The organism is Arthrobacter sp. 131MFCol6.1, from assembly GCF_000374925.1.
Classification (GTDB): Bacteria; Actinomycetota; Actinomycetes; order Actinomycetales; family Micrococcaceae; genus Arthrobacter.
The window spans coordinates 201,017-227,778 of sequence record NZ_KB895543.1; the positions used below are offsets into that span (position 1 = coordinate 201,017).

General features: G+C 68.9%; 23 protein-coding genes. 5 read left to right on the forward strand and 18 right to left on the reverse strand.

Annotated features, from left to right (window positions below):
- Nucleotides 1–19: 19 nt before the first annotated feature.
- The 4 genes from C566_RS0109805 to pucL all read right to left on the reverse strand — a co-directional run bounded on the left by C566_RS0109805 (nt 20) and on the right by pucL (nt 4,807).
- Nucleotides 20–832 carry a bifunctional allantoicase/(S)-ureidoglycine aminohydrolase gene (locus C566_RS0109805; RefSeq protein ID WP_018774162.1) on the reverse strand — a complete coding sequence of 271 codons (813 nt, stop codon included), beginning with the start codon at nt 830–832 and terminating at the stop codon, nt 20–22.
- Nucleotides 829–2,115 carry a DUF6986 family protein gene (locus C566_RS0109810; protein ID WP_018774163.1) on the reverse strand — a complete coding sequence of 429 codons (1,287 nt, stop codon included), beginning with the start codon at nt 2,113–2,115 and terminating at the stop codon, nt 829–831. The genes C566_RS0109805 and C566_RS0109810 overlap by 4 nt, the downstream gene beginning before the upstream one ends.
- 91 nt (nt 2,116–2,206) lie before the next feature.
- Entirely contained in the window at nt 2,207–3,805 is a 1,599-nt protein-coding gene (aceB, locus tag C566_RS0109815) for a malate synthase A (protein WP_018774164.1), read from the reverse strand.
- Nucleotides 3,806–3,898: 93 nt separating this feature from the next.
- Nucleotides 3,899–4,807, reverse strand: coding sequence for a factor-independent urate hydroxylase (gene pucL / locus C566_RS0109820; RefSeq protein ID WP_018774165.1), 909 nt, complete (start codon nt 4,805–4,807; stop codon nt 3,899–3,901).
- 503 nt (nt 4,808–5,310) lie between these two features.
- Between pucL and C566_RS0109825 the strand changes: the two genes are divergently transcribed.
- Genes C566_RS0109825 through C566_RS0109840 form a run of 4 tightly spaced genes read left to right on the forward strand, consistent with a single transcriptional unit; the run spans nt 5,311 to nt 10,373 of the window.
- A complete protein-coding gene (locus C566_RS0109825) occupies nt 5,311–5,805 on the forward strand; it encodes a nucleoside deaminase (RefSeq protein ID WP_018774166.1) in 495 nt (164 codons plus the stop codon).
- 30 nt (nt 5,806–5,835) lie between these two features.
- Entirely contained in the window at nt 5,836–6,831 is a 996-nt protein-coding gene (locus C566_RS0109830; protein WP_018774167.1) for an FAD binding domain-containing protein, read from the forward strand.
- Nucleotides 6,832–6,833: 2 nt separating this feature from the next.
- The gene (locus C566_RS0109835) at nt 6,834–9,728 is read left to right on the forward strand and encodes a molybdopterin-dependent oxidoreductase (protein WP_018774168.1); all 2,895 of its coding nucleotides are present in this window, start codon (nt 6,834–6,836) and stop codon (nt 9,726–9,728) included.
- On the forward strand, nt 9,729–10,373 hold the full coding sequence (locus C566_RS0109840) for a uracil-DNA glycosylase (protein ID WP_018774169.1): 645 nt from the start codon (nt 9,729–9,731) through the stop codon (nt 10,371–10,373).
- 69 nt (nt 10,374–10,442) lie between these two features.
- Here the strand turns inward: C566_RS0109840 and nboR are convergent, their stop codons facing one another.
- The 14 genes from nboR to C566_RS21295 form a co-directional block, all read right to left on the reverse strand.
- A complete protein-coding gene (gene nboR, locus C566_RS0109845) occupies nt 10,443–11,051 on the reverse strand; it encodes a nicotine blue oxidoreductase (protein ID WP_026266558.1) in 609 nt (202 codons plus the stop codon).
- A gap of 6 nt (nt 11,052–11,057) precedes the next feature.
- Nucleotides 11,058–11,399, reverse strand: coding sequence for a hydroxyisourate hydrolase (gene uraH, locus C566_RS0109850; RefSeq protein ID WP_018774171.1), 342 nt, complete (start codon nt 11,397–11,399; stop codon nt 11,058–11,060).
- Nucleotides 11,396–11,893, reverse strand: coding sequence for a 2-oxo-4-hydroxy-4-carboxy-5-ureidoimidazoline decarboxylase (gene uraD, locus C566_RS0109855; RefSeq protein ID WP_018774172.1), 498 nt, complete (start codon nt 11,891–11,893; stop codon nt 11,396–11,398). Before uraD ends, uraH begins: the two co-directional genes overlap by 4 nt.
- A gap of 27 nt (nt 11,894–11,920) precedes the next feature.
- Complete coding sequence (locus C566_RS0109860; RefSeq protein WP_018774173.1) at nt 11,921–12,757, reverse strand: alpha/beta fold hydrolase; 837 nt, start codon at nt 12,755–12,757, stop codon at nt 11,921–11,923.
- A 70-nt stretch (nt 12,758–12,827) separates the two neighbouring features.
- A complete protein-coding gene (locus tag C566_RS0109865) occupies nt 12,828–13,955 on the reverse strand; it encodes a hypothetical protein (protein ID WP_018774174.1) in 1,128 nt (375 codons plus the stop codon).
- Between the two features lie 4 nt (nt 13,956–13,959).
- Nucleotides 13,960–15,090, reverse strand: coding sequence for a phosphotransferase (locus tag C566_RS0109870; RefSeq protein ID WP_018774175.1), 1,131 nt, complete (start codon nt 15,088–15,090; stop codon nt 13,960–13,962).
- Nucleotides 15,087–16,418 carry a phosphotransferase family protein gene (locus C566_RS0109875; protein WP_018774176.1) on the reverse strand — a complete coding sequence of 444 codons (1,332 nt, stop codon included), beginning with the start codon at nt 16,416–16,418 and terminating at the stop codon, nt 15,087–15,089. Before C566_RS0109875 ends, C566_RS0109870 begins: the two co-directional genes overlap by 4 nt.
- Nucleotides 16,415–18,301, reverse strand: a complete 1,887-nt coding sequence (locus C566_RS0109880) for an ABC transporter ATP-binding protein (RefSeq protein ID WP_081627305.1) — start codon at nt 18,299–18,301, stop codon at nt 16,415–16,417. The genes C566_RS0109875 and C566_RS0109880 overlap by 4 nt, the downstream gene beginning before the upstream one ends.
- Entirely contained in the window at nt 18,298–19,473 is a 1,176-nt protein-coding gene (locus C566_RS0109885; RefSeq protein ID WP_018774178.1) for a glycosyltransferase, read from the reverse strand. The genes C566_RS0109880 and C566_RS0109885 overlap by 4 nt, the downstream gene beginning before the upstream one ends.
- Nucleotides 19,470–20,690 carry a glycosyltransferase gene (locus C566_RS0109890; RefSeq protein ID WP_018774179.1) on the reverse strand — a complete coding sequence of 407 codons (1,221 nt, stop codon included), beginning with the start codon at nt 20,688–20,690 and terminating at the stop codon, nt 19,470–19,472. The genes C566_RS0109885 and C566_RS0109890 overlap by 4 nt, the downstream gene beginning before the upstream one ends.
- Nucleotides 20,677–21,900 (reverse strand): glycosyltransferase family protein, encoded by a 1,224-nt coding sequence (locus tag C566_RS0109895; RefSeq protein WP_231386311.1) that lies wholly within the window; start codon nt 21,898–21,900, stop codon nt 20,677–20,679. Before C566_RS0109895 ends, C566_RS0109890 begins: the two co-directional genes overlap by 14 nt.
- 303 nt (nt 21,901–22,203) lie before the next feature.
- Complete coding sequence (locus C566_RS21290; RefSeq protein WP_018774181.1) at nt 22,204–23,745, reverse strand: sensor histidine kinase; 1,542 nt, start codon at nt 23,743–23,745, stop codon at nt 22,204–22,206.
- A 29-nt stretch (nt 23,746–23,774) separates the two neighbouring features.
- The gene (locus C566_RS0109905; protein WP_018774182.1) at nt 23,775–24,440 is read right to left on the reverse strand and encodes a response regulator transcription factor; all 666 of its coding nucleotides are present in this window, start codon (nt 24,438–24,440) and stop codon (nt 23,775–23,777) included.
- Nucleotides 24,441–24,750: 310 nt separating this feature from the next.
- Entirely contained in the window at nt 24,751–25,692 is a 942-nt protein-coding gene (locus C566_RS21295) for a serine hydrolase (RefSeq protein ID WP_196802360.1), read from the reverse strand.
- Nucleotides 25,693–25,828: 136 nt separating this feature from the next.
- On the opposite strand from C566_RS21295, the gene C566_RS0109915 reads away from it, so the two are divergent.
- Nucleotides 25,829–26,749 carry a 2-hydroxyacid dehydrogenase gene (locus tag C566_RS0109915; RefSeq protein ID WP_018774184.1) on the forward strand — a complete coding sequence of 307 codons (921 nt, stop codon included), beginning with the start codon at nt 25,829–25,831 and terminating at the stop codon, nt 26,747–26,749.
- Nucleotides 26,750–26,762: the final 13 nt, after the last annotated feature.

Genomic DNA, 26,762 nt, shown 5'->3' on the forward strand with positions numbered 1-26,762 from the left:
AGTGCTCCCGGCTCCGGTCTCAGGTCAGGCGGATCTGGCGGTTGACGTCCTTGTACAGCAGGTACCGGAAATTGCCCGGACCGCCGGCGTAGCAGGCCTGTGGGCAGAAGGCGCGCAGCCACATGAAGTCGCCGGCCTCCACCTCCACCCAGTCGTCATTGAGCCGGTAGACGGCCTTGCCTTCCAGGACGAAGAGCCCGTGTTCCATGACATGGGTTTCCGCGAAGGGGATGGAGGCCCCGGGCCTGAAGGTGACGATGTTGACGTGCATGTCGTGGGCGAGGTCCTCCGGGTCCACGAAGCGGGTGGTGGCCCAGGCGCCGTCGGTGCCGGGCATTGCCCGCGGTTCGACGTCCTGGTCGCGGGTCACGAAGGATTTAGCCGTGTAGCCGGGCAGCGGCTCGTAAGCCTTCCGGATCCACTGGAAGCTGGCGATCTCCCCGGACTCGTTCGCCACGGACCATTGGGCCCCCGCGGCGAGGTATGCGTAGCCGCCCTCTCCGAGTTTGTGGACTTCCCCCTCGAGGGTCAGTGCCAGGGCGCCCTTGGTCAGGAAGATGACGCCTTCGACGCCGGCCTCCGGCTCGGGCTTTTCCGCGCCGCCGCCCGGCCCCACCTCGACAATCAGCTGCGCAAACGTCGTGGCGAAACCGGCGATTGGCCGGGCAATGATCCAGGCGCGGGTGTTGGTCCAGCCGGGCAGTCTGCTCGTGACGATGTCCCGGAGCGCGCCCTTCGGGATGACCGTGTAGGCCTCCTTGACCACGGCCCGGTCGGTCAGGAGCTGGGTCTGGGGCGGAAGTCCGCCCTCAGGGTAGAAGTACTTGCTCATGAGTGCGTTCCTTTGGCTGAGGGAGTGGAAGTGGCGGGCCGCCGGGGCCGGGCCAGCGCCGTGAGTTGGGGGAGTCCGACGCCGGCCAGCGCCAGGACTTCGTCGGCACCGACGGCGCCGCACTGGACGCCGCGCAGCAGGAAGGCCGCCAGGCCGCGGGCGGTGGCGGGCTCGTCCAGAACGCCGCCGGCGGTTTGTTCCACGTAATCGCGGAGCCGGGCAGCGGCGGCGGGGAGCCCTTGCCGGTAGAAGGCGTAGGTCGCGGCGAACCGGCTGGGCAGCTGGGCGGGGTGGAGGTCCCAGCCCTGGTAGTAGCCGCGTTCCAGCGAGCGGCGGACCAGCCGGCCGTGGAGCTGCCAGGCCTGCTCCACGTTCCCGCCCACCGGGAGGATGTTGGTGGAGCCGTCGGAGAGCCGGATCCCGGTGCCTGCCGCGGCAAGCTGCATGACTTCTTTGGCGAAGTCCGCCACGGGATGTTCCATGGACTGGTATTCGGCGGAGATCTGCAGCGATGCCGAGTAGTCGTAGGTGCCGTAGTGCAGCCCGCTGATCCTGCCGGGCACCGCGTGCGGCAGGCGCGCCACCGGCGAGGTTCCGTCCGGACCCAGGATCAGCTGCGGCGTTTCCACCTGCACCTCGAAGCGGAGCCTGCCGGCGGCGAGCGCGTGGACTTCCTCGAGGCGGGACACGGCGAAGGCCATGGCCTCCACCTGCGCCACCGTGGTGACCTTGGGCAGGGTGAGGATGAGCCCGTCCGGGAGTTCGCCGGCCGCGGCCAGCTGCGACACGAAAAGATCCAGGGTCCGCAGGCCCCGCGCGCGGGTGGCGGCCTCGAAGCACTTGAAACGGATCCCGATGAACGGCGGCGCGGTGCCGGCGGCGACGGCGGCGGCCACGGCGGACGCCGCGGCAACAGCGGCGCCGTCCTCGGCGTCGTCGCCCCGGTCCCCGAAGCCGTCCTCAAAGTCCAGCCGGAGGTCCTCGATCGGCTCGTGTGAGAGCTTGGCCCGGACCCGCGGTGCGACGGCGGCGGCCAGCCCGGGGTCCTGGCCGAGCAGGATGCCGAGCTCTTCCAGCCCGCCCCGGGCCTCGACCGCGGCCAGGGCCTGGGCGCCCCAGTCCGCGGTGAAGTCCGGGCTGAAACGGTCGGCCGGTACGTAGACGGTGTGCACGGGCTGGCGGGAGCCGTCGTCGCCCGGGTAGCCACGCTCCAGCAGCCGGTCGGTGTCCGCGAGCCGCGCATCGATCCGGGCAAGGTCCGACGCCGAGAGAGCCGGCGTCACCGGACCGCGGCGTGGCGAAGGGCCCGGTGGTTGGCTTGGTGGACGGCCCGGTGGAGGCTGCCCGGCGCTGGCCGAGGAGGCTGCCATGCTTTCAGTCCACCAGCTCGTACGCCGGCGTGGTGAGGAAGTCGGTGTAGTCCTCGGACAGGCAGAGGCCGCCGATGAGCTTGCTGGCGGGCAGGTAGTGCTTCGCGAAAGCGTCCTCGCCCACCTCGGCCCGGAGTTTCTCGGTTTCCTCGGCCAGGAGGGCGGACACCAGCTCCCGGGTGACGGTCCGGCCGGTGTCGGCCAGCACCGAACGGTTGCGGATCTGTTGCCAGACCTGGGACCGCGAGATTTCCGCCGTCGCGGCGTCCTCCATCAGGTTGTGGATGGCGACGGCACCGTTGCCGGAGATCCAGACGGCGGTGTACGCGACGGCGACGTAGAGGTTCAGCCGCAGGCCGGCCTCGGTCACCTGGCCCTGGGCGGAACGGATGTCCAGGAGCTGCTCGGCGGTGACGCTGACCTCGGGGCGCTGTCTGTCCAGCTGGTTGGGCCGCCCGCCCAGGACGGCGTCGAACACCTCGCGGCAAACCGGCACCAGGTCCGGGTGCGCCACCCAGGATCCGTCGAAGCCGTCGTTCGCCTCGCGGGTCTTGTCCGCGCGCACCTTCTCGAAGGCCTGGGCGGTCACGTCGGGTTCACGCCGGTTGGGGATCACCGCTGCCATGCCGCCCATGGCAAAGGCGCCGCGCTGGTGGCAGGTCTTGACCAGGAGCTCGGTGTAGGCCCGCATGAACGGTGCGGTCATGGCGATGGTGGCGCGGTCGGGCAGCACGAAGCTTGCACCGGCGTCGCGGAAGTACTTGATGATGCTGAACAGGTAGTCCCAGCGGCCGGCGTTCAGGCCGGAGGCGTGGTCGCGGAGTTCGAAGAGGATCTCGTCCATTTCGAAGGCTGCCGGGATGGTCTCGATCAGGACGGTGGCGCGGATGGTGCCCTGCGGAATGCCGACGTAGTCCTGGGCGAAGACGAAGATGTCGTTCCACAGCCGGGCCTCGAGGTGGCTCTCCATCTTGGGCAGGTAGTAGTAGGGTCCGTGACCGTTTGCCACGAGCCGCTGGGCGGTGTGGAAGAAGTGCAGGCCGAAGTCCACCAGGGCACCGATGGTGTGGTCCCCGCCGATCAGCAGGTGCCGTTCGCCCATGTGCCAGCCGCGTGGCCGGGTCACCACGACCGCGAGCGGGGCGTCGGTGCGCAGCGCGTATTCCTTACCTTCGGGCGAGGTGTATTTCAGCGTGCCGTCGGCGGCGTCCCGGAGGTTGAGGATCGATTCGACCACGTTGGACCAGGTGGGTGTGCTGGCGTCCTCGAGGTCGGCGAGCCACACCTTCGCACCGGAGTTCAGCGCATTGATGGCCATTTTGGCCGGGGCGGCCGGCCCGGTCATTTCGACCCGGCGGTCCTGCAGGGCCGCAGGCGCCGGAGCCACGCTCCAGTCGGCGTCGCGGATCTCCGCGGTCTCCGGCAGGAAGTCCAGGCGGCCGGTCAGGGCCACGTGCTCGCGCTTGCGGGCGCGGGCCTTGAGCTGCTCGGCGCGGGTTCCGGCAAAGCGGAGGTGGAGTTCTTCGACGAAGGCGAGAGCCTCCGGGGTCAGGATTTCTCCGGCCCGGTCGACGGGGTGGGGATCGGTGACGACGAGAGTCATTTCTGGTCCTTCCTGGGCCGCTCACACTTCTCTTTGGCCGCTCACACTACTCCTAGGCACCGCCGGCGGCGGCGGTCCCGGCGGTGCGTGGCCTTAGCAGAAGCCGGCGATCCCGTGCCAGGCGATGTCGGCGGGGCTGGTGTCTTCACGCTGGACCGTGGCCTCAATGAGGCCGTAGGGGCGGTCGGCGGCAAAGAAGACCTCGTTGGGGTTGTCGAGGCCGAAGGGCGAGAGGTCAACGAGGAAGTGGTGCTTGTTGGGCATGGAGAACTTGATCTCGTCGATCTCGGGGTGCGCTGCCAGGACCTTGGCGCCCATGTCGAAGAGGGTCTGCTGCAGGGCGTGGGAGTACTTTTCGCTGAAAGCCTCCAGCAGCAGGGCCTTGACGTCCTCGTAGCTCTTGTTGAAGTCGAAGGCGCCAAAGTTGGTGCCGGTCCTGAACCGCCAGCGCGCCGAGACGTCCGTGGCGAGGATGCGGTCGGCCGTTTCCTGGAGGGTGGTGTACTTGTCCCGCGGGAAGCCGCTGAACCCGGACTGGGTCGTCTTCAGCACGGTGAGGTCCTTCAGCCCGGCGATGAGGTGCTCGGTACCGCCGTCGCGGACAAGGACCGCGGTGCGGACTTCCTGGCCGTTGCGGACGAAGGAGTGGTGGTGCCCGGACCCGTGGGCCTGGATCCGGTCCCACTTGTAGGCCTCGGCCGCCCAGCGGCCGCCGGTGACCCAGTCGAAGTTCGAGGTGAAGTGCTTGCCGAGCCGGAGCAGGAAGGCTTCCGGGGAGCCGATGCCGTCCCGGGCGAAGGCGTAGATCGTGTTCTTTTGGGTGTCTGTGGCCACCACGTGGCTGTTGTCGCCGTCGAGGTGGGCCGCCGCGAAGTCGCCGCGCAGCTGCGAGGTGACGTTCAGGTCTTCGATCTCATGGCGGCGGGTATCCCTGGTGATCTTGACGACCCGGACTTCGGCTTTTCCGTACTGGTTCTGGCCGAGGACGATCTTGTTGCTCATGGTCTGATTCCCAACTTCAGGTATGCGGCACCACAGTCCCACATAGAAATTAAGCGCCGATTCCCGCGCGTTTCTTGTTCCGTCCGTCCACAAAAAAGAGCCGACATCAGTTGATGCCAGCTCATTACGACCCTGCCTGCTGCTCCCAGGTTACGTGGCCTGGCCACGACTTCCGGGCCACGAAGTGGGACCAAGCGTAGCCGGACCCCGGCCTGGTGTACATGACTTTTCGAAAAATCGAGGGTGGCCGGGATGGCCCGAGGCTGGCGTGAAGACCCGGAAATGGAGAATTCACATCACGAAAATGAGGCATCCACCCAATAGGGGGCGCCGTGCGGAAGCCCCGGTGCTACTCTCAATCTTGCCAACGGCGGGCAGCCCGGACCCGGGACGCTATCTACCAGGCGCAACCTTCAAGGCACATGCTGAAGACTGTCACCGTCGCATCCGGCCCTTGCGCTCCCGCTACGGTGTACCGGCTTCCGCAGGCAGGGAGTGGCAGCATGACGACGACCGATACGGCCCAGAAGTTCCTGGCGAGATCCATCGAGTTGGCCATGGCCAACGTCCTGAACGGCGGCGGGCCGTTCGGCGCCGTGGTGGTCACCGCGGACGGGCAGGCTTTCGAAGGCGCCAACCGTGTCACCGCCGCCAACGATCCCACGGCCCACGCCGAGGTCACGGCCATCCGGCGGGCCTGCAGCGAACTTGGCACCTTCGAGCTCAGCGGAGCCACACTCTACTGCAGCTGCGAGCCGTGCCCCATGTGCCTGGCGTCCGCGCTGTGGGCGCGGGTGTCACGCGTGGTGTTCGCCGCGGACAGGCACGATGCCGCGTCCGCGGGATTCGATGACGCCGTCTTCTACGAATACTTCGAAAACGATCAGCGCGGCGCGCTCATGCCGGTGGGCAGGCTGGAACTGACCGGCCCGCAAGCCCCCGCCGCCCTGGATCCCTTCACCGCCTGGAACTCGCTCGAGTCCCGGACTGAGTATTAGCTCCGGCACCTTGCAACCCCAGGAGGCCCCATGGACCTGAACACCGTCGAGGACGTGATCCGCACCGCGGATCCGGCGCAGTGGCGCGAGGGCGACGCCTGGCTCGCTGGGGGCACTGTGCTTTTCTCCTCCGGGAGCCCCGACGCCGGACCGGAACCGCCCCGGCGTCTCCTGGACCTTGGCTCCACGGACTGGACACCCCTGGCCGTCTCGGCGGCCGGCATCGAGCTGGCGGCAACCTGCACCATCGCGCAACTGTCTGCGTTCCCTGAGTCAGTGCCGGGCCGGGAACTGGCCGGGGACTGGCCCGGCGTGGCGCTCATCCGCCCCTGCTGCGAGTCCTTTGTGGCCTCCTTCAAGGTCTGGACCATGTCCACGGTGGGCGGCAACCTGTGCACCTCCCTGCCGGCCGGACCCATGATCTCGCTCTGCGCGGCACTCGACGGCACGGCCACCATTTTGGGCCCCGGCGGTGCCCGCCGCACACTCCCCGTGCTGGAGTTCGTCACGGGCGACGGAACGAACGGCCTCGCTCCCGGCGAGCTCCTGCGCAGCGTGAGCCTGCCGGCGGCGGCACTGTCCTCCCGGGTGGCCTTCCGCCGGCTGTCGCTGAGCAACCTGGGCAGGTCCGCGGTGCTGCTGATCGGAAGGCTCGACGCCGACGGCGCCCTGGTCCTGACCGTCACCGCAGCGACCAAACGCCCGGTGCGGCTGCACCTCTTGGCCTCCGCGGCGGCGCCCGCCGACTCCCTCACCGAGCCTCTCTCCGAGGCCTTGGATGCCGCGATCCCCGATGAGCTGTACCACGACGACGTCCACGGCCTGCCCGCCTGGCGCAAGGACATGACCTACCGGCTGGCCCATGAAATCAGGGCCGAACTCACCGCGCCGGCAGGCCGCGGTCCGCTGCGCTTCTCCGGTGACTTCTGGCCGCCGCGGGCCCCTTCCACGCGGACAGAGCCGCTGCGGACAGGGCCCCCGCGGACAGAGTCCCCTAGCGCCGGGTCCCGGACGGAAGAGGCCTGAACATGACAACCGACTTCCACGGCAGAATCGAGATCAACGGCGTCCCGGCGCAGGCCGAACCCCGTCCCGGCCAGTGCCTGCGCACTTTCCTTCGCGAGCAGGGGAACCTGGGCGTGAAGAAGGGCTGCGACGCCGGCGATTGCGGCGCCTGCACGGTGCACGTGGACGGGGTCCCGGTGCACAGCTGCATTTATCCCGCCGTCCGCGCGGAAGGCCGGGCAGTTACCACGGTGGAAGGATTGGCTGCCGCCAGCGCCTCCGGCGGAGCTGATGACCCCGACGGCGCCGCGCTCCATCCGATGCAGCAGCAGTTCCTGGACCGGCAGGGCTTCCAATGCGGGTTTTGCACGGCCGGCATGGTGATGACGGCCGCGACGTTCGATGACGGGCAGAAGGCGGACCTGCCGCGGAACCTCAAGGGCAACCTGTGCCGGTGCACCGGGTACACGGCCATCGAGGACGCCGTCTGCGGGACGGGGAACCACCCGGCCACCTCCCACCCGGCCACCTCAACCCCGGCCGCCTCCGGCCCGGCCACCTCAACCGAGGGGCCGGGCCGGCCGGAGCCGCGCCCCGGACAACTGGGCGACGACGTTCCCGCGCCGGCCGGCCTCGCCATCGTCACTGGGCGGGCCCGCTACACCCTGGACGTCCCGGCCGAAGAGCTGCCCGGGCTGCTGCACGTGAAGCTGCTGCGCTCCCCGCATGCCCACGCCCGGATCCGCTCCATCGACGCAGCAGCGGCGCTGGCGATTCCCGGCGTCGCGGCGGTCCTCACCCACGAGGACTCCCCGGCGCAGCTGTTTTCGACCGCGCAGCACGAGCTCTACACCGATGACCCGGACGATACCCGTGTGTTCGACGACGTCGTGCGCTTCATCGGCCAGCGGGTCGCCGCCGTCGTCGCCGGGACGGTGGCCGCGGCGGAGGCAGGCGTGCGCGCCCTGAAGGTCGACTACGACGTGCTGGACGCCGTCTTCACCCCGGAGAACGCCATGCTCCCCGGCGCCCCCGCCCTTCATGGGGACAAGGACGCGACCACGGCCCGGATCAGCCGGCCGGAGCGGAACGTCGTGGCGGAACTGCATTCCGAGCTCGGCGATGTGGCGGCCGGTTTCGCCGCGGCGGACTTCATCCACGAACACACCTACCGGACCCAGCGGGTGCAGCACATGGCGCTGGAAACCCACGCCTCCATCGCCTCCTTCGGCAGTGACGGGCGGCTGCTGATCCGCACCTCCAGCCAGGTCCCGTTCCTGGTGCGGCGGACCCTGGGCCGGGTATTCGGCCTGCCGGAAGAGCAGATCCGGGTGGTGGCCGGGCGGGTGGGCGGCGGTTTTGGCGGCAAACAGGAGGTGCTCACCGAGGACGTCGTGGCGCTGGTTGCCCTGAAGCTGAACCGCCCCGTGCAGCTTGAATTCACCCGGACCGAACAGTTCACCGCCGCCACCACCAAGCATCCCTTCACCATCCATCTCAAGGCCGGCGCCAGCCGCGAGGGCCGGCTGACCGCACTCCAGCTGGAGGTGCTCACCAACACGGGCGCCTACGGCAACCACGCCACCGGGGTCATGTTCCACGGCTGCGGCGAGTCGCTGGCGGTGTACAAGTGCGCCAACAAGAAAGTGGACGCCCACGCCGTGTACACCAACACCGTGCCGTCCGGCGCCTTCCGCGGCTACGGGCTCAGCCAGATGATCTTCGCGATCGAATCCGGCATCGACGAGCTCGCGGCAGGGATCGGCATGGACCCCCTGGAGTTCCGCCGCCGGAACATGGTCCGGGAGGGCGACGACATGCTGTCCATTAGCGACGAGCCCCAAGAGGACGTCCGCTACGGCAGCTACGGCCTGGACCAGTGCACGAAGCTGGTGGAGGACGCCCTGGCCCGTGGACGGGAACGCTACCGCGCGGCCGGCCCCGACAGCCTGGGCCCGGACTGGGTGGTCGGGGAGGGGACTGCCCTGTCCATGATCGATACCGTTCCGCCACGCGGCCACTTTGCCCACTCCAGGCTCCGGCTCCTGCCCGACGGGACCTACGCCGCCGACGTCGGGACGGCAGAATTCGGCAACGGCACCACCACCGTCCACGCGCAGCTCGCGGCCACCGCGCTGTCCACCTCTGCCGCCCGCGTCACCGTGCGGCAGTCCGACACCGATCTGGTGGACCACGATTCCGGTGCGTTCGGATCTGCCGGCACCGTGGTGGCCGGCAAAGCGACGCTGGCCGCCGCAGAGAACCTCGCCCTCCGCATCCGCGACTTCGCCGCCGGCCTCCGCCGCGTGCCGCCCTCGGGCTGTGAGCTGGACGGGGACGCCGTGGTCTGCGAGGGAACCCGGGTGCCCCTGGCGGAAATTTATGATGCCGCGGAGCAGGCCGGCGTCGGGCTCGCCGCCGAGGGGCGTTGGGCCGGGACGCCGCGTTCCGTGGCGTTCAATGTCCAGGGCTTCCGGGTGGCCGTGAACACCGGGACGGGGGAGTTGCGGATCCTGCAGAGCGTGCAGGCGGCCGACGCCGGCGTGGTGGTCAATCCGCGCCAATGCCGCGGCCAGATCGAAGGCGGGATCGCGCAGGCCCTCGGCTCTGCGCTCTACGAAGAAATCACAGTGGACGACGCCGGCCGCGTCACCACCGACGTCCTGCGGCAGTACCACGTCCCCTCGTTCGCCGACGTGCCGCGCAGCGAGGTGTACTTCGCCGACACCAGCGACAAGCTGGGCCCGCTGGGCGCGAAGTCCATGAGCGAGAGCCCGTTCAATCCGGTGGCGCCGGCGCTCGCGAACGCGATCCGGAACGCCACCGGCGTGAGGTTCTCCCAGCTGCCCATCTCCCGGGACAAGATCTACCTGGGCCTGAAGGAAGCAGGGCTGGTCCCCTCCATAGGAGCGCCCTGAATGGCCGATCCCGCGATCCGGGCCTTCGTGGACAGGCTGGCGTCCGTGCAGACCGGGCCGGACAGCCAGAACTTCTTTGATTTTTCCGCTGCCGGCAATGCCCTGCGCCGCCGGAACCTGGAGCTCTATCTGCAGGAAATGCTGGACCGGCGCCCCGAAGTGCTGCTGCTGGGCGAAGCGCCGGGATTCCGGGGCATGAGGATCACGGGAGTTCCCTTCACAAACCGCACCATGTTCGAAGGCCCCGCCAACGAGTTTGGCCTGTTTGGGCCGGGGAAGGGGTACGCGCTGCCGGCAGACTCCGAAGGCGTAGCCGCGGAACCGACGGCCACGGTGATGTGGCAGGTCCTGGCCGAGCTGGAGTTCCTGCCCCTGCTGTGGAGCGCCTACCCATGGCACACCCACGTGCCCGGGCGGCCGCTGTCCAACCGCACGCCGAGGGCTTCCGAGGCTGCACTGGGAACTCCGTTTTGGCAGGCGCTGATGGACGCGTTTTCTATCGAAACCGTGGTGGCCGTGGGCAATGTGGCGCACCACAGCCTGCAGCGCAGCGGCTTTGATGTGCCGAAAATCAGGCACCCGGCCCATGGCGGCCGGTCCGGTTTCAAGCGTGGCCTGCAGGAACTGTTGGCCCACTCGCGCTAAAACCAACGCGGGGTCAGATACGGCCCATTGGAGGGGCCCTAATGGGCCGTATCTGACCCCGCGTTGTCCTTAATCGAGGAGGTGCAGCTGTTCGGGGGAGTCGAGGTCCTCGCCGCCGGAGAGGTCGCTGCAGTCCACTAGATCGATCAGGTCCGGGTGGGCGCGCAGGAAGACGCGCGCTCCGGCGTCGCCCGTTGCTGTTTCCGCGGCTTCAGCGCGGAGTCCGGCATCGAGCAGCAGCGGGTGTCCGCGCTGGAGCGTCCCTTCCGCATCACGGTAGGCGGCCGCCGTCACCCGGCCGGGCCGGTGGGCTGCCAGCAGCCGTGCAACAGTCTCGGTGGTCAGCCCGGGCTGGTCCACCAGCGCGATGAGCACGTGGTCCGCCTGGGGCGCCGCGGCAACGCCCGCCCGGAACGAACTGCCCATCCCGGTGTCCCAGTCCGGGTTCTCGATGACCCGGTGCCGGCTGAGGTCGGTGCCGGCGCGGACCGTTGCCGCGTCCGCGCCGAGTACCGTCACCACTTCCCGGCAGCCGCCCGCGAGCAGCACGTCAGCGAGCACTTCAACCAGCGTGCGGCCACGGAAGGGCAGCAGCGCCTTGGGCCCGAGCCCCAGCCGGGTCCCGGCGCCGGCGGCCAGCAGCACCGCCGTCGTGCCCGGTGCTCCGCTATTGCCCATGTGCCGCTAGCTGCCGCGGTAGGTGGAGTAGGCGAAGGGGCTGAGCAGCAGGGGGACGTGGTAGTGGAGCTGCGATTGGGACACCGCGAAAACCAGGGTGACTTCGGGGAAGAAGGTCTCGGTCCCGGCGGCGGCGTAATAGGCTCCGGTGTCGAAGCCCAGCCGGTACGTTCCCGAGCCCAGGCTGTCGGGACCAAGCGACGTGACGCGCCCATCCTCGTCCGTGGCGCCCGCCGCGACCCTGACCCAGCGGCCGCCGTCGAGCCTGTCCAGGGTGACGGCGACGCCCGCGGCGGGCTTGCCGGAGCCCGTGTCCAGGACGTGCGTGGTGATGTGGGAAGTGCTCATGCGCGGATCAGTCCTTCGAGTCGGAGCACCGCGATTTCGCGCAACTGCTGGCCGATGACTGCTAGTTCCTCTTCGGGGGTGTGGGCGAGCCTGGTGTTGAGGGCGGCCAGGATCTCCTCCCGGCTGCGGCCGGCCGCGCGGATCAGGAACACCTGGCCGAATCTCTCTTCATAGCTCCGGTTCCCCTCGGCGAGGGCTGCCGCGACGGCCGGATCCGGGACGCCAAGAGTCGCCTGCTCCGACTGCGAGAGACGGGCTTCCGTGCTGTTTCCTGCGGCCCGTTCGCCGATCCGGGGATGGTGGGCCAGGGCGGCCTCCACCTCCGCGGCGGTGAAGGGCTCCGCCGCGCGGCGGGCGGCGTCGAGGAGGCCTCCGGTGCTGCCGAAGGGCCGGGAATCGACGAGCTCCTCAATCCACCGGCCAATGTCCAGGCAGGGGCGCAGGGCGGCCGCGGCCTCCGGGCGTCCGGCAGCGTTAAAGTCTTCCAGCAGCATGTGCCAGATCCTCGATGCCAGTTCCCGCTAGCTCGCCAGGAACCGCAGCAGGACCTCGTTGACCTCCGCGGCGTGGGTCCACAGCATGCCGTGCGGGGCGCCGTCGATCTCCACGTACTCGGCACTCGGCAGCGCCTTGGCGAACTGGCGTCCGGCGACGTCGATCGGCAGGATGTTGTCCGCCGTGCCGTGCACGATGAGGGCCGGGACATCGATCTTGGGGATGTCGGCACGGAAGTCCGTGAGCCAGGTCGGCTGCGCTGCCGACGACGCCGTGGGCCCGCCCCCGGTGGCGAGGTTCCAGCCCGCGTTCATGACTTCCTGGCTGAGCCGCGGGGTGCCCAGGAAAGTGTCGCTGTTGTAGAAGTTCTTGAAGAATTCCGTGAAGAAGGCGTACCGGTCCGCCGTCACGGCCTCCATCAGCCCGTCGAACACCGACTGCGGGACACCGCCGGGGTTATCCTCGGCCTGCAGCACGTACGGCTCCAGCGAGGCCAGGAACACGGCCTTCGCCACCCGGGCGGAGCCGTAGGTTCCGAGGTAGCGGCCCACTTCGCCGGTGCCCATGGAGAAGCCCACCAGCACGGCGTCGTTCAGGTCGAGGGTGGTCAGGATGGTGTTCAGGTCCGCCGCGAAGGTGTCGTAGTCGTAGCCCTCGGTGGGCTTGCTGGACTGTCCGAAGCCGCGCCGGTCGTAGGTGATCACACGGTAGCCCGCGCCGAGCAGCGCCGCGGTCTGCTTTTCCCAAGACGAGCCGTCCAGCGGGTAGCCATGGATCAGGACCACGGCCTGGCCGGATCCATGGTCCTCGTAGTAGAGCTCGACGTCTGTGCTGTTTTCGGTTCCAACCTTGATGTAAGCCATGCCAGCGGTCCTCCCGGTTCGGCGCAATGCGCTGTGGTTCGGTGTGGGGCGGTTTCGATACGGTCTGCAGTCAGTACGTGGGCTCCACTTTAGCGGCCGGAACCCCCGCCGCCAGGGCCTGTTCAGCATCCGGAATGAGGAAGTCCTCCGCCAGGTCCGCCCACTGGGGCCGGAAGGAATACAGGCAGCCGAGCCTCAGGCGGGTCGCGGCGGCGTAGGCGTCGAAGCGCGCAGGGGTGACCTGCAGCTCTTCGGCCGTGGCGAGAACGTGGCGGCGGGCGGTTTGGTACCTTTCGGCGGTCAGGCGGTGCTGGTGCAGGCGCAGCTGAAGGTGCACGGCGATGTTGCCGAGGTCGGCGGCGGCCTCGGCGCGGCAGGCTTCATCGAAGTCCAGCAGACCCAGGGAAGCGCCGGGACCCAGGGTGAAGATCTGCTTGTCGTGAAGGTCCCCGTGGGACCACGCCAGCGGATCCGGATCGGCCAGGAGCAGCTTTTGGGCGGCCTGGCCTGCGGCCCCGCGGACGGCGGCGCGCTCAGGCTGCGCCGCCGGAATGTCCCCGGCATGCACCAGCCACAGATGCACCGTGCGTTGCAGTCTCGCCAGTTCGACGGCGGCCGTCCGCGGCGGGAGCGCCTCGAGCGCGGGGCGCTGCGCCGGAGCCCGGGCCAGGGAATGCTGCCGGACCCAGGCCCGGGACCATTCTTGCCAGGCTTTGTCAAAGACCATTTCGCTGACCGCGGGGTCGATTCCCAGATCGAACAGGGAACGCCCGGGCAACGTCATGAGGGTGAGGCAGCCCGGGGTGGAGGAAAAAATTTCCGGGGTGAGGAAGTCCCCGGCGCCGAGGAGCTCGTTCATCCGTTCGTGCCGGCTCACTGCTTCGTCGGACTGCCGGGCCCGGAAGATCTTGAGGTAGTGTTCCCCGGCCCTGACCACGGCACGCTTGTGGGCCCGGTGCACCACCACCTCACCCAGCGGCGACGCATGCCTCAGGGCGGGGAGACGCCGGTCGCGGCCGTCCCGCAGGAGCTCCAACTGCCCTGCCCGGAGGTGGGCCGCCCGGACCCCTGCCCGGCCGGGCGCCGCCAACTCCAGAACGTAGTCCTCCGCGGCGTCGTCGGGCCAGGACCGGATGACCTGCCATTCGGTGTTGTCAGCATCCAGGACGGTGGCCGGGACGGGCGGATGCCAGCCCATTGGATCAGCTCCGGGATCCGATGGACAGGCCGGCGGTCAATGTGGTGGATCCGAAGGCCCGGCGATGCTCTACCCGTTCCTCGAGAACGCGGGTCGCCAGAGATGATCCAGACGGGAACGAAGAACAGGCCAAGCGCAGCCAGCGTGCGTCCGAGTAGGCATCGAATCGATCCGGGCTGACCTGCAGCTGCCGGGCGACGGCCAGCACCTCCGAATGGGCCTTAAAGTATCGCGCCGGCGTCAGGCTATTGCGCCTCAGGCGGCGCTCCAGATGAAAATCCAGGTAGGCGAGGTCGCGGGCGGCCTCGGCCTGGGCAGCATCGTCGAAGTCCAACAATCCGAAGGGGGACCGGCCGTCGCCAGCGATGATCTGCCGGTCGTGCAGGTCTCCGTGCGCCCATACCAGCGGGTCCGGCGCCGAGCCGAGCAAGTTCGCCATGACGTAATCTGCCATGGCCATCAACGTCTCGCGTTGGGTGGACACTTCCGGAACATTCGCCGTGTGGCGCAGCCATCGTTTCAGCCACCGGGCCACGGCGTTCGCTTCCGCCTCCGCCGAATGGACCGGCATTGCGCCCAGAATGGTTCGTCTGCTGACGTCAGACGCCGCGCCCAGCTGGGCGAGCCACGCGCGAGACCATTTTTCCCATGCGCCGGCAAACTCCTTGTCGCCGATCGTGACGTAGTCCTCGCCGATTTCGCCCAGCGTCGGTCCGGAGAGGGCGCTTAAAACGAGGGTGTCCGGGGAGCTCTGAAGCACTTTGGGCGCCGTGAAGGCACCGGCGTCCAGCAGGCGGTCCATCTGAGCGCATCGTTCGGCGGGGACGGCGGCACCTCCGGGCCGGAAGACCTTGATGTAGCAGCCCTCCGCCCGGATGATCGCCCGCATGTAGGGCCAGTGGGAAATGATTTCCCCGCGCTGTCTTTCCGTCTGAAGGGCCGGCAGTTGCGGATCGTCCTCCGGCAGGAGCTCAAAGTGGCCCTGGCTCAGATGGGCTCCCCGGACGCCGAGCGGTCCCGCAGTCACGACTTCAAGCAGGTATTCTCCGGGTTCTTTGTCGGGCCACGCCCAGCGGACGCGCCACGGGGTGCCGGCGTCGTCGGTGTAATTCCAACGCGGTGGGTGCCAGTTCACGCGATCAGCTCCAAGGCTCGGCGGATATGCCAGTTCGTGTCGGCCGGCCAGTCGCTGGCCCGGTTCCGGAACGGGTCGACGCTGTTCAGGAACAACCGGAAGGCCGCCCAGCTATCCACCCGCGCCTGCGTCACGTGCCCGCCGGCCTCGCGGTAACCGTCGATCAGCCGGGCCGTCTTGCGGCCGCCGGCGACGGGCCCGGCGCCGGCGGGGTCTGCGATGTCCTCCACCGCGGCAAAGGACCCAAGGTCCCTCGCCGGGTCGGAGGTCGTCACGCGGTCGAAATCGATGATGCGGATGGCCGGGCCGTCCACCAGTACCTGGTCCGCCGAAAAGTCACCATGGACCAGCACAGGCTGTTGCCTTTGGGGGCCGGCGGCGCCGACAGCTGCCAGGAGCCGGCCGGTGAGTACGTCCACCGGAGCCTGGAGCCCGGGGAGCAGGCAGGTGATCATGGACCGCGTGGCGGCGAGCTGGCGTGCCAGGTCCTCCCTGTCCGCCATCGGGTCCGCCCCGGCGCCCGCGTCCATGCCATGGATCGCCGCCACGGCTTGGCCGGCCCGGTAGGCGGCCGGATCGTTGTCGCCGCCGCCCAGGTCTCCCTGGCCCCAGCCCGGGGAGGCACTGATGCCGTGCGCGGCGCATTCCGGGTCCGCGAGTTCGGGCAGGACCGGGATGCCGTGGCTCTGAAGCCGCAGGCGGAGTCCTGCGGCAGCCTCGTCAGCCTGGACGGCGGTCTTGATGACGACGGGGCCCGTCTCCGTGGAGACCCTGGCAACGAGCCTGCGCTCCGGGTTGTATCTGAGCACGCTGACCGGGGGGTCCAGGAAGCGCCCTGCCGTGGGGAGCGCTCCGAGCCGTCGGAGTCCGTGGTCCCGGAGCCACCGCAGGTTGGGGCGCAGGGTCCAGTCCTCCTCGATGGGACCGGCCGCCACGGCGACGTCGGGGTGGAGTTGATCGGGCCGGATAAGCCGGATGCCGCCGCCGCGCTGTTGCGAACTGTCCGCCCGCCGTTGCAGTTTCCCGGCGTGCTCGGCGGCGGTGGTCGATGCCCAGCCGTAGCTGCCGGCGCCGTTGCCGGCCCGGCGGAAGACGACGAGGGCCGAGCTGTGCGGTTTGTAGCGGGTCCTGGTGATCCGGACGCTTTCGCCCAGGAGCTCGGAGAGCAGCTCGTCGTCGAGGACCCAGTTCAGGCCCGGGATCCGGGGGTCGCGGGCCGCGAGGGCACGGTCGGCTTCGCGCCGCTGCGGCTGCAGCCCTTCTCCGTGCAGCCCTTCTCCGTGCAGCCCTTCTCCCTGCAGCCGTTGTCCCTGCGGGGCCGTGCTCATGTCGGCACCTTGAACAGTTCACCCGGTTCGCCGGTCTGCTGCCGATGGACCCAGCCGGCGAAGCGGGACTCGGGATCGGCCAGCAATGCCTGCGGCGGCCCGTCTTCGAGGATTTCGCCGTCTTCGAGCCAGAGCACGCGGTCGCAGGATTGCGCCGAGTTGACGTCGTGGGTAATCGTGACGGAGGTCCTGCCCTCAGTGAGGGTGTCGAGGGCGCTGAGGACCGAATCCCGGGATGCCGGATCGAGCCCCGCCGTCGCCTCGTCCAGAATCACGATAGGGGCCTTGCGGAGCATCGCGCGGGCGACGGCCAGCCGTTGGCGCTGGCCCCCGGAAAGATCGCTGGCCGCCTCGCCGAGGACGGTTTCGTAGCCCTGGGGCAGCGCGCGGATGAAACCGTCGGCCTGGGCAAGGGCCGCCACGGCTTCGATCTCCTCATCGGTGGCATCCAGTCGGCCGAACCTGATGTTCTCCCGGACGGAGGTTCCGAACAGCACGGAGTCCTGGAGCAGGATGGAGACGTGGGCGCGCACCGAAGCGATCTTCAGGTCCCTTAGGTCCTCGCCGCCGAGGCTGACACTCCCCTTCCATGGGTCCACCATCCGGAGGATCATGCTCGCCAGCGTGGACTTCCCGGCCCCGGACGGCCCCAGCACGGCGCAGTGCTGACCCGCCGGTATGGTCAAGGTGATGCCCTTGAGCACCGCGGTTTCCTCGAAGTGGCCGGCCCAGACGTCATCAAACACAATGTCCGGGTGCGGGTTCTTGAGGGCGACGGCGTGCGGTGACTCGGGCACGTCACTTTGGGCCTCAAGCAGGTCCGCAACCCGTTCCCCGGAGGCCGTCGCGCGGGCGATGCGGCTCGTGTACCTGGCCACATCCTTGAGTGGCCTCAGCCCAGTCTTGAGGTAAGTCAGGAAGACGACCAGATCACCCGGGGTCATCGCATGCTGCATCACCCTCCAGCCGCCGGCAGCCAGGATCACCGCCGTCGCGATTCCGGTCAGGACGTCGGTTTTCCGTTGCAGGCTGGCGGCCAGCCGGAACGTAACAACGCCGGAGCCAAGTGCCGCCTGGTTGCTCTTGCTGAAGCCCGAGCTGATGGTGTCCTCGAGTCCATACGCCTGGACTTCGCGCATGGCTCCCAGCGTCTGTGCGGCTGTGGTGGCCAGGGCGCTTTCACCCTTGCGTGACTTGCGGGCGGCGGTAGTAATCGATCCCGAGCTCTTGCGGGAAAACACGATGAATATCCCGATGGACAGGAACGTCACCAGGGCGATCAAAGGATCGAGCCAGAGCATGATGATCATCATGGCGATCAGCGACACGACATTGCCGATGAGGGGGAGCCCCGCAGTGACAGCCACATCCTGCAGCCGGGATACGTCCCCGACGAGCCGCTGGACCGTGTCTCCGGTGGAGGCGCGGTTATGGTGGCGCATCGACAGGCCCTGAAGGTGGCGGAAGGTCCGGGCGCGCAATTCGGTGGAAATCTGGGTACCCACGAGGGCAAACGAAATCGCAGACACGTAGCCAGCCACGGCCCGGATGAGGCTGATGAAAACCACCGCGCCGGCGCAGAGGAGCAGCACCTCCGCGCTCGCCTCCACGCTGAACGGGGACCTGCGCAGATTGGCGCCGAGTGAGTGTGAGACGGAGTCCAGGACGATTTTCACTGGCCACGGCTCAAGAAGCCGGAAGAGGATCTCCACGGCCATGGCAATGAATCCCCAGGTGATGAGCAGCCTGTGCCCGCGCAAATGCGGGCGGACGCACCGCAAGGTCCGCCGCAGCGGTGAGAGTTCAGCCGGTGCGCTGGTGCGGGTCCGTCGCCACAAGATCCGCCAGTTGCGCGGGTGCGAATGCCTGGCAGTGGTGGTCATTGCCTGGCCAGTCTGCGTGCAGGCGGCAGCGCCCCGGTGATCCGGGACAGCACCCCGCTCCAGCTGAACCGCTGCACGGCGTCGTTGCGGGCCTCGAGCCCCAGCCTTTCCCGCAAATTCGGGTCTTCGCCGAGCCGGAGGAGGGCGTCCGCGAGCGCGGCGGGGTCCCCGGGCGGGACGAGGATCCCGGTGCGGCCGTCCTGGATGATGGACGGGATCTGGCCCACGGCGCTCGCGATCACGGGCAGCCCGGCGGCCAGGTACTCAAAAACCTTCAGCGGCGAGAAGTAATCGTCCTGGCCAGGTCCGTCCGGGGGATAGGGTGCGGCGGCGGCGTCGAATTCTGCCAGGAGGCCGGGCACCGCAGCCGGAGCAACGGCGCCCGTGAACACCGTCGGCACGCCGAGGGACTCGGCGAGGCGCTCGAGGTCCTGCCGGCCGGGGCCGTCACCCACCACGTGGAGGTGCCAGCGCAAGGCCGGGTCGGCGGTCTGCTGGTTGGCCAGCGCCACACCGTGCAACAGGCCGGGGACACCGTGCCAGGGTTTCAAGGTTCCGACGAACCCGACGGTGAGATGGTCCGGGTTCCGGCGGCCGGGGCGGCGGGCCGGGATCCGCTCGACGTTCACTCCGTTCGGTGCCAGCACGGTCCGCGCGGTCGGCACCCGCGCCCGTACCCAGCGCACCACGGGATCCGAGACGCAGGCCACGACGTCGGCCGTTGCGGCGTTGCGGCGGAACACCGTCTCAGCTTTCTTCACATCGAGCAGCTGGCGGTACCGCTGCTGCTCCTCGATCAGCGGAGCATTGACCTCAAGCACGGACGGCACGTCCAGGATGCGGGCCACCACGGACAGCGCCGGGCTGAACAGCGAATAGCGCTCGTAGAACAGCCCGCAGCCGTTGCGCAGGACCTCGTCCGCCAGGCCCAGCGCGGCGTCCTGGACCGCCCGTTCCCGCGCGGCGGCGGGGACGGATTCCGGCTTGACTTCGACGACGTCGAGATCGGCAAGGTCGCTGGGCCGCTCGGTGCCGAGCAGGGTGCAGTAGACGGTGACGGCGGCGCCGGTCCCGCGCCACGCCCGGACGATTTCCTGGACATGGACGGAGGAGCCCTTGGTGCCGAAGACAGGAACGCCGGGGTCGGCGCAGAGGTAGGCCACGCGTGTCATGCGACTCTCCTTTCCGAACGGGAGAGGGACCTCAGGAGCTCGGCCTGGCGGTGGACGTCGTAGTCCTCCTCGATCAGGGCGCGGGCTTTGCGGGACATGGCGACCCTGTCCGTGGCCGGGGAGCCGAGCGTGCAGATGCCGCGGGCCAGGGCGTGCGGGTTGCCCGGCCGGACCAGGACACCGGTGGAGCCGTTCCGGACCACTTCGGGGATCCCGGTCACGGACGTGCTGATGCAGGGGACGCCGGTGGCCATGGCCTCGAGCAGGACCGTGGGCATGCCGTCCGCGTTGCCGTCGGCGCCGACCACGCAGGGCGCCACGAAGACATCGGAGGAGTGGAGCAGCTCGTGCACCTGGTCCTGGGTCTGGGGGCCGAGGAGGCGGACGTACCCGCCGAGCCGGAGCTGGCCGATGCTGGCCTCCAGTTCCTCGGCCATGAGCCCGGTCCCGGCGATCCGGAGGTCCAGTTTGACCCCCTGGTCCAGCAGTTCGGCGGCCGCGGGCAGCAGATACTGGAAGCCTTTTTTCTCCACCAGGCGCCCGACGGCGGCGATCCGGAGGGTGGCTCCGAGCGGCCGCGGCTCCCGGTACGGGAAACGCTCCAGTTCCAGGCCGTTGCGCACCAGATGGAGCCGGGCCGTCGAGGACGGGAAGCGGCGGCGCAGGTAGCGCATGTTGTACTGGCTGATGGTCACGGCGTGGTGGGCTTGCTCGAGCTTGAGCCGCAGGTCCTCGTCCTGGACCGATTCATGGAAGATATCCACCGCGTGCGCGGTGAACGAGAACGGGATGCCGGTGATGAGGGACGTCAGCCGGGCCACAGTGGTTGATCCCGAGGCGAAGTGGACGTGCATGTGCCGGATGTTCCGGTCCTGCAGCACGGTGGCCAGGTTGATGGCCTGCACGGCGTCGTCCGCCGTGGCGGCGGCGAGTTCACCCAGATTCCGGCCGACGGCGGCCGTGAGCCCGGCCGCGTCGGCCATCCGGAGGCTCTCCCACAGGGCCACAGTCTTGATGGGGCGGTCAATGTACGTCACCGGTGCCTGGACCCGGGCGAGCTCAGGGTGGAACCGGGGGTCGTCGGTGGGCCGGAGGGAGAAGATCTCGATCCGGTCCCCGGCCGCCTCCCGGGCCAGGATCTCCGAAACGATGAACGTTTCGGAGAACCGCGGGTACGTCTTCAGGACGTACGCTGTCCCGGGTTCAAACGGCGACACGGCTGGCACCCTTCACGCTCGCTGCGGCATCGCTTTCGTCCGCGCTGAATTGATCGGCGGCCAGATCGGCACTGACCTGATTGGCCCGGTCTGATTTCGCCAGTTCGGCATTGAGCAGCGGCTGCAGCAGCTCGGCGGCCAGTTGCGGAACCCGGATCAGGCCGTCCAGCACCGCACGACGGCGGTCCACGGTGGTGCCGAACCTGGCGGCCAGCCAGGCGGCCAGGATTTCCGGCGTCAGCGTGCCGATCTCGTGTTGTTCCAGGTACCCGGCCGCGGCGAGGGAAGCGGCCCGGATCCGCTGCTCGGCGCGCGACTGCGTGCGGGGCACGATCAGGGCGGGGACGGGCGTGCTCATGATTTCGCACACCGTGTTGTAGCCGCCCATGGCCACGACGGCGGCGGCGTGCCGGAGGTGGAACACGATGTCATCGACGGTGGAGACTACTTTCACGCCGGGGCGGGCCCGCTGCCGGAGGTCGTTGAGCTGTTCGGCGGGCATCTGCGGCCCGGCGACCACGAGGTGTCCCATCCCGTCCGGGACCGGCGTGGCGACGGCGACGCGGGCCAGGGCATAGCCGTCCGAGCCGCCGCCGACCGTCGTCATGCAGTACCGCCCGGGCATGCAGCTGGTGCCGGAGGCCGAGGGGCGCCCCTCGGCGAGGTAGCCCGTGTACCGGATGAGCTTTCGGAGGGCGAACGGTATTTCGCCGGCGGCTACGGGATCGTGGACGGCGGGATCGCCGTACACCCAGATGGCATCGAACAGGTCCTTCACCACGCGGGGACCGCCCACCCTGGCCCATTCGGCAACGGCCGCGGCGGGCGAGTCAAGGACCTCGCGGAGGCCCAGCACCACACGCACGGGCCCGGCGGTGCGGGCGTGCCGCAAGGCTGTTTCGAGTTCGCCGTGGACGCCCGTGGCATGCCGGTCCACCACCACGAGGTGCGGGGAGAAGCCGGCCAGCGTTGCCTGCAGCAGCCTGGCCCGCAATGGCACGAGCTCCCCCATGGGCAAGGTCAGGTTCCGCGGCAGGTAGCCCGCGGATCCCTTTGCCACACCGGGAAGAAGCACCCAGTCCCACCGCTCGGGCAACCGGAACGCCGGTGCGAGGGCTGTGCCGGTGATGAGGATTCCGGTGACGGGGCGGCCGATCAGGCCGGGAAGCTGATTATTCAGCGCGTGGGCCAGGGCTAGATTCCGACGCACATGTCCCAGGCCCACTGAATCATGTGAGTACAGCACTATCCGCATTGGCTCCACAGCAAATCCTCCCCCGCCCCCGGTGCCCCCGGGCCTGGCTGCGATCGCAACTGTGTCCGGGCCGGTGCTGACTGATGGTATGCATCAGCCTGCGCCCCGAGAGTGAGGATGGGATGAGGGGAAGATTAAGGATTCCTCATCAAAGGCCCCACATTTGCGGCCCCGCGCTTAGGCACGGGCGCGGTGGGGTGCGGGCAAGGTCAGATGCGGGCGCCCTCGGGTGCGGGCAAGGTACGACGGCGGGCCAGGTCAGACGCGGACGCCGGAGGACTGCAGGGGGATCCGGATTATGAACGTGGCCCCGTGGCCGTACTCGGATTCCACCGTGGCCACGCCACCGTGCGCCTGGGCGATCGCCGCGACGATGGCTAGGCCCAGTCCCGAGCCTTCCACGCCGCGGCCCGTGTGCACGCGGCCGAACCGTTCGAAGATCCGTTGCTGGTCCTCTGCGGCGATGCCGATCCCGTCATCGCGCACCCACAGCACGAGGGTGTCCTGCGGGGGCAGCGAGGTGCCGTCGGTCGCCGTCGGGCGCTCAATTCGGGAACCGAGCGCGATTGTGGACGATGGCCTGGTGTACTTGACGGCGTTCGCGGCGAGCTGGACGAGTGCCTGGGTGAGGCGCTGAGGATCCGCCTCCACCACGTAGTCGGCCCTTTCATCGATCTGCCAGTGCCGGTCGGCGAGGACGTGCACCTTTTCCATGACCTGATCCAGGAGCTCCGGGATCCGGACGGGTTCACGCTGGATGAAGCCGATCTCGCCGGAGTTGGCGAGCAGCAGGAGGTCGTCCACCAGGCGCTGCATCCGGTCCACCTCGTCCAGCAGCACGTCCCGGGTGGCAATGACGTCGTCCGGATCATCGACCGTCTCCAGCTCGAGGTGCCCGCGGAGAATGGTCAGCGGGGTGCGCAGTTCATGGCCGGCGTCGTCCAGGAACTGCTGCTGTTGCTGGGCGCCCTCATCGAGTCTTTCCAGCATGGTGTTGAAGGTCTTGGCAAGCAGGGTGACGTCGTCCTCACCTTTGCGCACCTCCACCCGTTGCGTGAGGTCCTCCGGGCCGACCGCCCTGGAAGCCTCGCGCAGGCGGCGGAGCGGATCGAGCAAACGCCCCGCGACTATGCCGCCGATCACCGCGGCAGCCAGGAGCATCCCGAGGGACACCAGCGAATACGTCCGGACCGAGCTGGCATTGTGCTCGCGCTGGTCGGCCGCGTCCCGGCCGACCAGGAAGAATGTGCCCGTGACCCCCCTCATGGGCACCACCACAGTCCGGAGCGGGCGCCCGTCGGCGTCGAGTTCACCGAAAGACGCGCCGGCAGGATTCCTGAGCTCGGCGGCGTCGGCCAACATGCTGTCTTCCAGGAGGGCCTTGTCCCCGTTGCCCTCAACGGTCCACGCCACGCGCCCGTCCACGATCCCGGCCATGACCTCGTTGCTGCGCGGCTCGATATCTTCCGCGGCCTCGTGAAGGGCGCTGATGTACGTCCTGTTGGCGTAGTCCCCGGACGTCTTCTTCTTGGTCTGGACGATCTTGACCACGGAGTTCGCCTTGTCCAGAAGCGCCTGGTCGAGCCTGGCATCAGCCTCCTGGAACTGCACCACGAACGTGACCAGCCCCGCCGTGATGAGCCCGGCGAGCATCATGCCCAGCATGGCGGCCACCACCCGGAAACGCACCGAGTGGAACTTTGCGCCCCAGCCGGACGGGTCCTGGGTTTCCGCCTCAGGGAAGACGGCCGCCGGCGCGGCCGGGCCGTCTTCACTGGGATGTTCATCCAAGGTGGCCACTCTGTTCCCTTCCTGCGCGGATCAGCTTTCTAGCTGAGGCGGTACCCGGCGCCGCGGGTGGTGAGGATGCGGTCCGCGCCGAGTTTCATCCGCAACTGGCGCACGTATACGTCAACCACGTTGGAGGTGCCGTCGAAGTCGTAGCCCCAGACGTGGCTGAGCAGTTGCTGCCGGCTCAGGACCTGCCCGGGGTGGAGCAGGAACATTTCCACCAGCGCGAATTCGCGGGCGGAGAGTTCCACCATCCTGCCGTCGACGCTGACCGAGTGGGTGAGCAGGTTCAGCTCCAGGGGCCCGTAGCGCATGACGCTTCCCGCCAGCACATCGCCTGTGTCCGACTTGCGGATCCGGGCCTTGATGCGGGCCACGAGTTCCTCGAAGTGGAACGGCTTGACGATGTAGTCGTCGGCGCCGCCCTCCAGCGCTGCGACGGTGTCGCTGGATGATCCGCGGGCCGTGAGGAAGATGACCGGGATGCCCACCTGGCCGCGGCGCAGCGCCGCGAGGACGGCGTACCCGTCCAGGCGGGGGAGCCCGATGTCCAGGAGCAGGAGATCGAATTCGCCGCTGGAGGCGTAGTCGACGGCCGTGACGCCGTCGGCGACCACTGTGGGCACGTAGCCAGCCGCGCGCAGGCCCTTTTCGATGAAGCGGGAGATGCGTTCTTCGTCTTCGGCAATAAGGATACGGATCAAGGTGACTCCCTTGAAAACGCCCGGATCCGGGAGGCGGGCTGGTCTGCGCGTTCCGGTCAGGGCGGCGGCGCAGCCCGTGCGGGACCGGAGGTCCCGGGTTCGGCGGGACGGCAGGATCGAGATTCAGAAGGAATGAACATCTGGTGCTCCTCCAGGAGACGGCCCAGCACCGTGGCGTTACGTCGGGCTGCGGCTGAGACTATTCCCGCTTCTTTCATCCTGCCCCCGTATTGGAGCCTGCGCCACCTTTGATCGGCTGATTTTCAGACTGTTAACAGGTCACTCGCAGCAGCACGCCAGTGTTGGCCTGTTATAGCCCGAACAGGGCACCGGTGAGCTGGCGAGTCAGGTCGTGGATGAGGTCAAGGCGGTCCGCACTGTCGGCATCGTCCGGGCCCCATGTGTAGATGACCACCGCGTAGGAGCGGTCGCCGGCGCTGAGCAGGGCGGCGTCGTGCACGTAGCCCTGCACCACGCCGTATTTGTGGTGCACCGTGATGCCGGGCGCGATTGCGGCCGGGATGAGGTCCTCGTCATTGGTGTGTTGCATGTAGCCGAGGAGCTCCGCGGTGTGGTCGGCGTTGAGCAGTTTGCCCGTGGCGAGCTGCGTCAGGAGCCGCGCCATGTCCGCCGGGGCCAGCAGGTTTTGTTCGGGATCGTAGGTGATGCCGAGGGTGGCGGCGTAGGCGGTGAGGTTGGGGTAGCCGATGTCCCGCATCAGCAGGAGCCATGAGTCGTCGCTGCTGGTGTTGATCATGGCCTTGAGCTGGAACGCGGCATTGAACGCGCCGAGGGGAGCGTCGAGTGACTTATCGCCGGTTTCCACGAGGTGGTAGTAGGCGGCGGCCGTCAGGACCTTCGCGGTGCTTGCCGCGGTGTATGGTGCCACGTCGCCGTAGCTCTGCAGCTGGCCGTCGCGGGTGTTCATGACGGCGACGCCGATCCGGTGGTCGGGGTGTTCGCCGATGATTCGCTGCATCTCGGCGGGAAGGTCGACGGCGGCGGCCGCCGGGGCTGCCGGTGCAGCCTCCGCCGGGTCCGGCGCCTGCTGGTGGGCGACGGTCAGGACGTCCCCGGTCGGGAAATCACGGGTCAGGAAGTCACGGGTCTGGGAATCACTGCCGGGTGAGGGGACGGTGCGGATGGCGCCGAGGACCACGACGGCGGCCAGCACCAGCACGGCGGCGGCCCAGACGAGCACCACGTTCCTGCGGTGGGTGGGAGCGGCCGGCCGGGGGCCCGGATTCGTCATGTGCGTGGGCCTTTCCGGACTCGACTGGGTGGTGCCTCCGACGTTAGGCCGGGCCGGGGGCGAAGTCCACGGAGCGCGCGGGGCGCGGCCCAAGTGGGACAAAAATCCCGGATGCGGGTCCACTACGCTGGCATTCATGACCCGGAAAATTACTGTCAGCCTGCCGGACGCCACCTTGCGTGAATACCTTCAGCCGCACCCGGACGTCACAGTCCTGGAGTGGGACCTCGCCGGTGAGCCGCCCCGGGCGCGGATCGACATCGTGGTGCCGCCGTACATGGGCGGCCCGCAGGTCCTGCGCGGTCTGGAAAATGTGGACACGGCCCTGGTGCAGAGCCAGTCGATCGGGTACGACGGGGTGGCGGAGTTCCTGCCGTCCGGGAGGGTCTTCGCCAACGCGTCCGGCGTGCATGAGACCTCCACCGCGGAGCTGGCCCTAGCCCTGATCCTGGCCGCCCAGCGCGAGCTGCCCCGCCTGATCCAGAACCAGCAGGAGGGCCTGTGGGACGCCCGGCCCACGGCCAGCCTGGCCGACCGCCGCGTCCTGATCGTGGGCTACGGCGGGGTGGGCAAGGCGATCGAGGACCGGCTCCTTCCGTTCGAGACCATCGTGACCCGGGTGGCCAGCACCGAACGGACGGATGACCGCGGCCGGATCCACGGCATTGCGGAGCTGCACACGCTCCTGCCGGAGCACGACATTGTGGTGGTGGGAGTTCCGCTCAGCGACTCCACCCGGCACCTCATTGATGACGCCTTCCTGGCGGCCATGCCGGACGGCGCCCTGGTGGTGAACGTGGCCCGCGGCCCGGTGGCGGACACCGAGGCCCTGATCCGGCACACCGCCTCCGGCCGGATACGCGCCGCACTCGACGTCACCGATCCCGAACCCCTGCCGCAGGACCACCCGCTCTGGCGGACCCCGGGCGTCATCATCAGCCCGCACGTGGGCGGCGCGAGCTCGGCGATGCGCCCGCGGATGGGCCGGCTGCTGCAGCGGCAGATCGAGATGATGCTGGCGGGCGAGCCGCCGGCCAACGTGGTGCTGAACGGCTAGTTGGGCGCGGGCA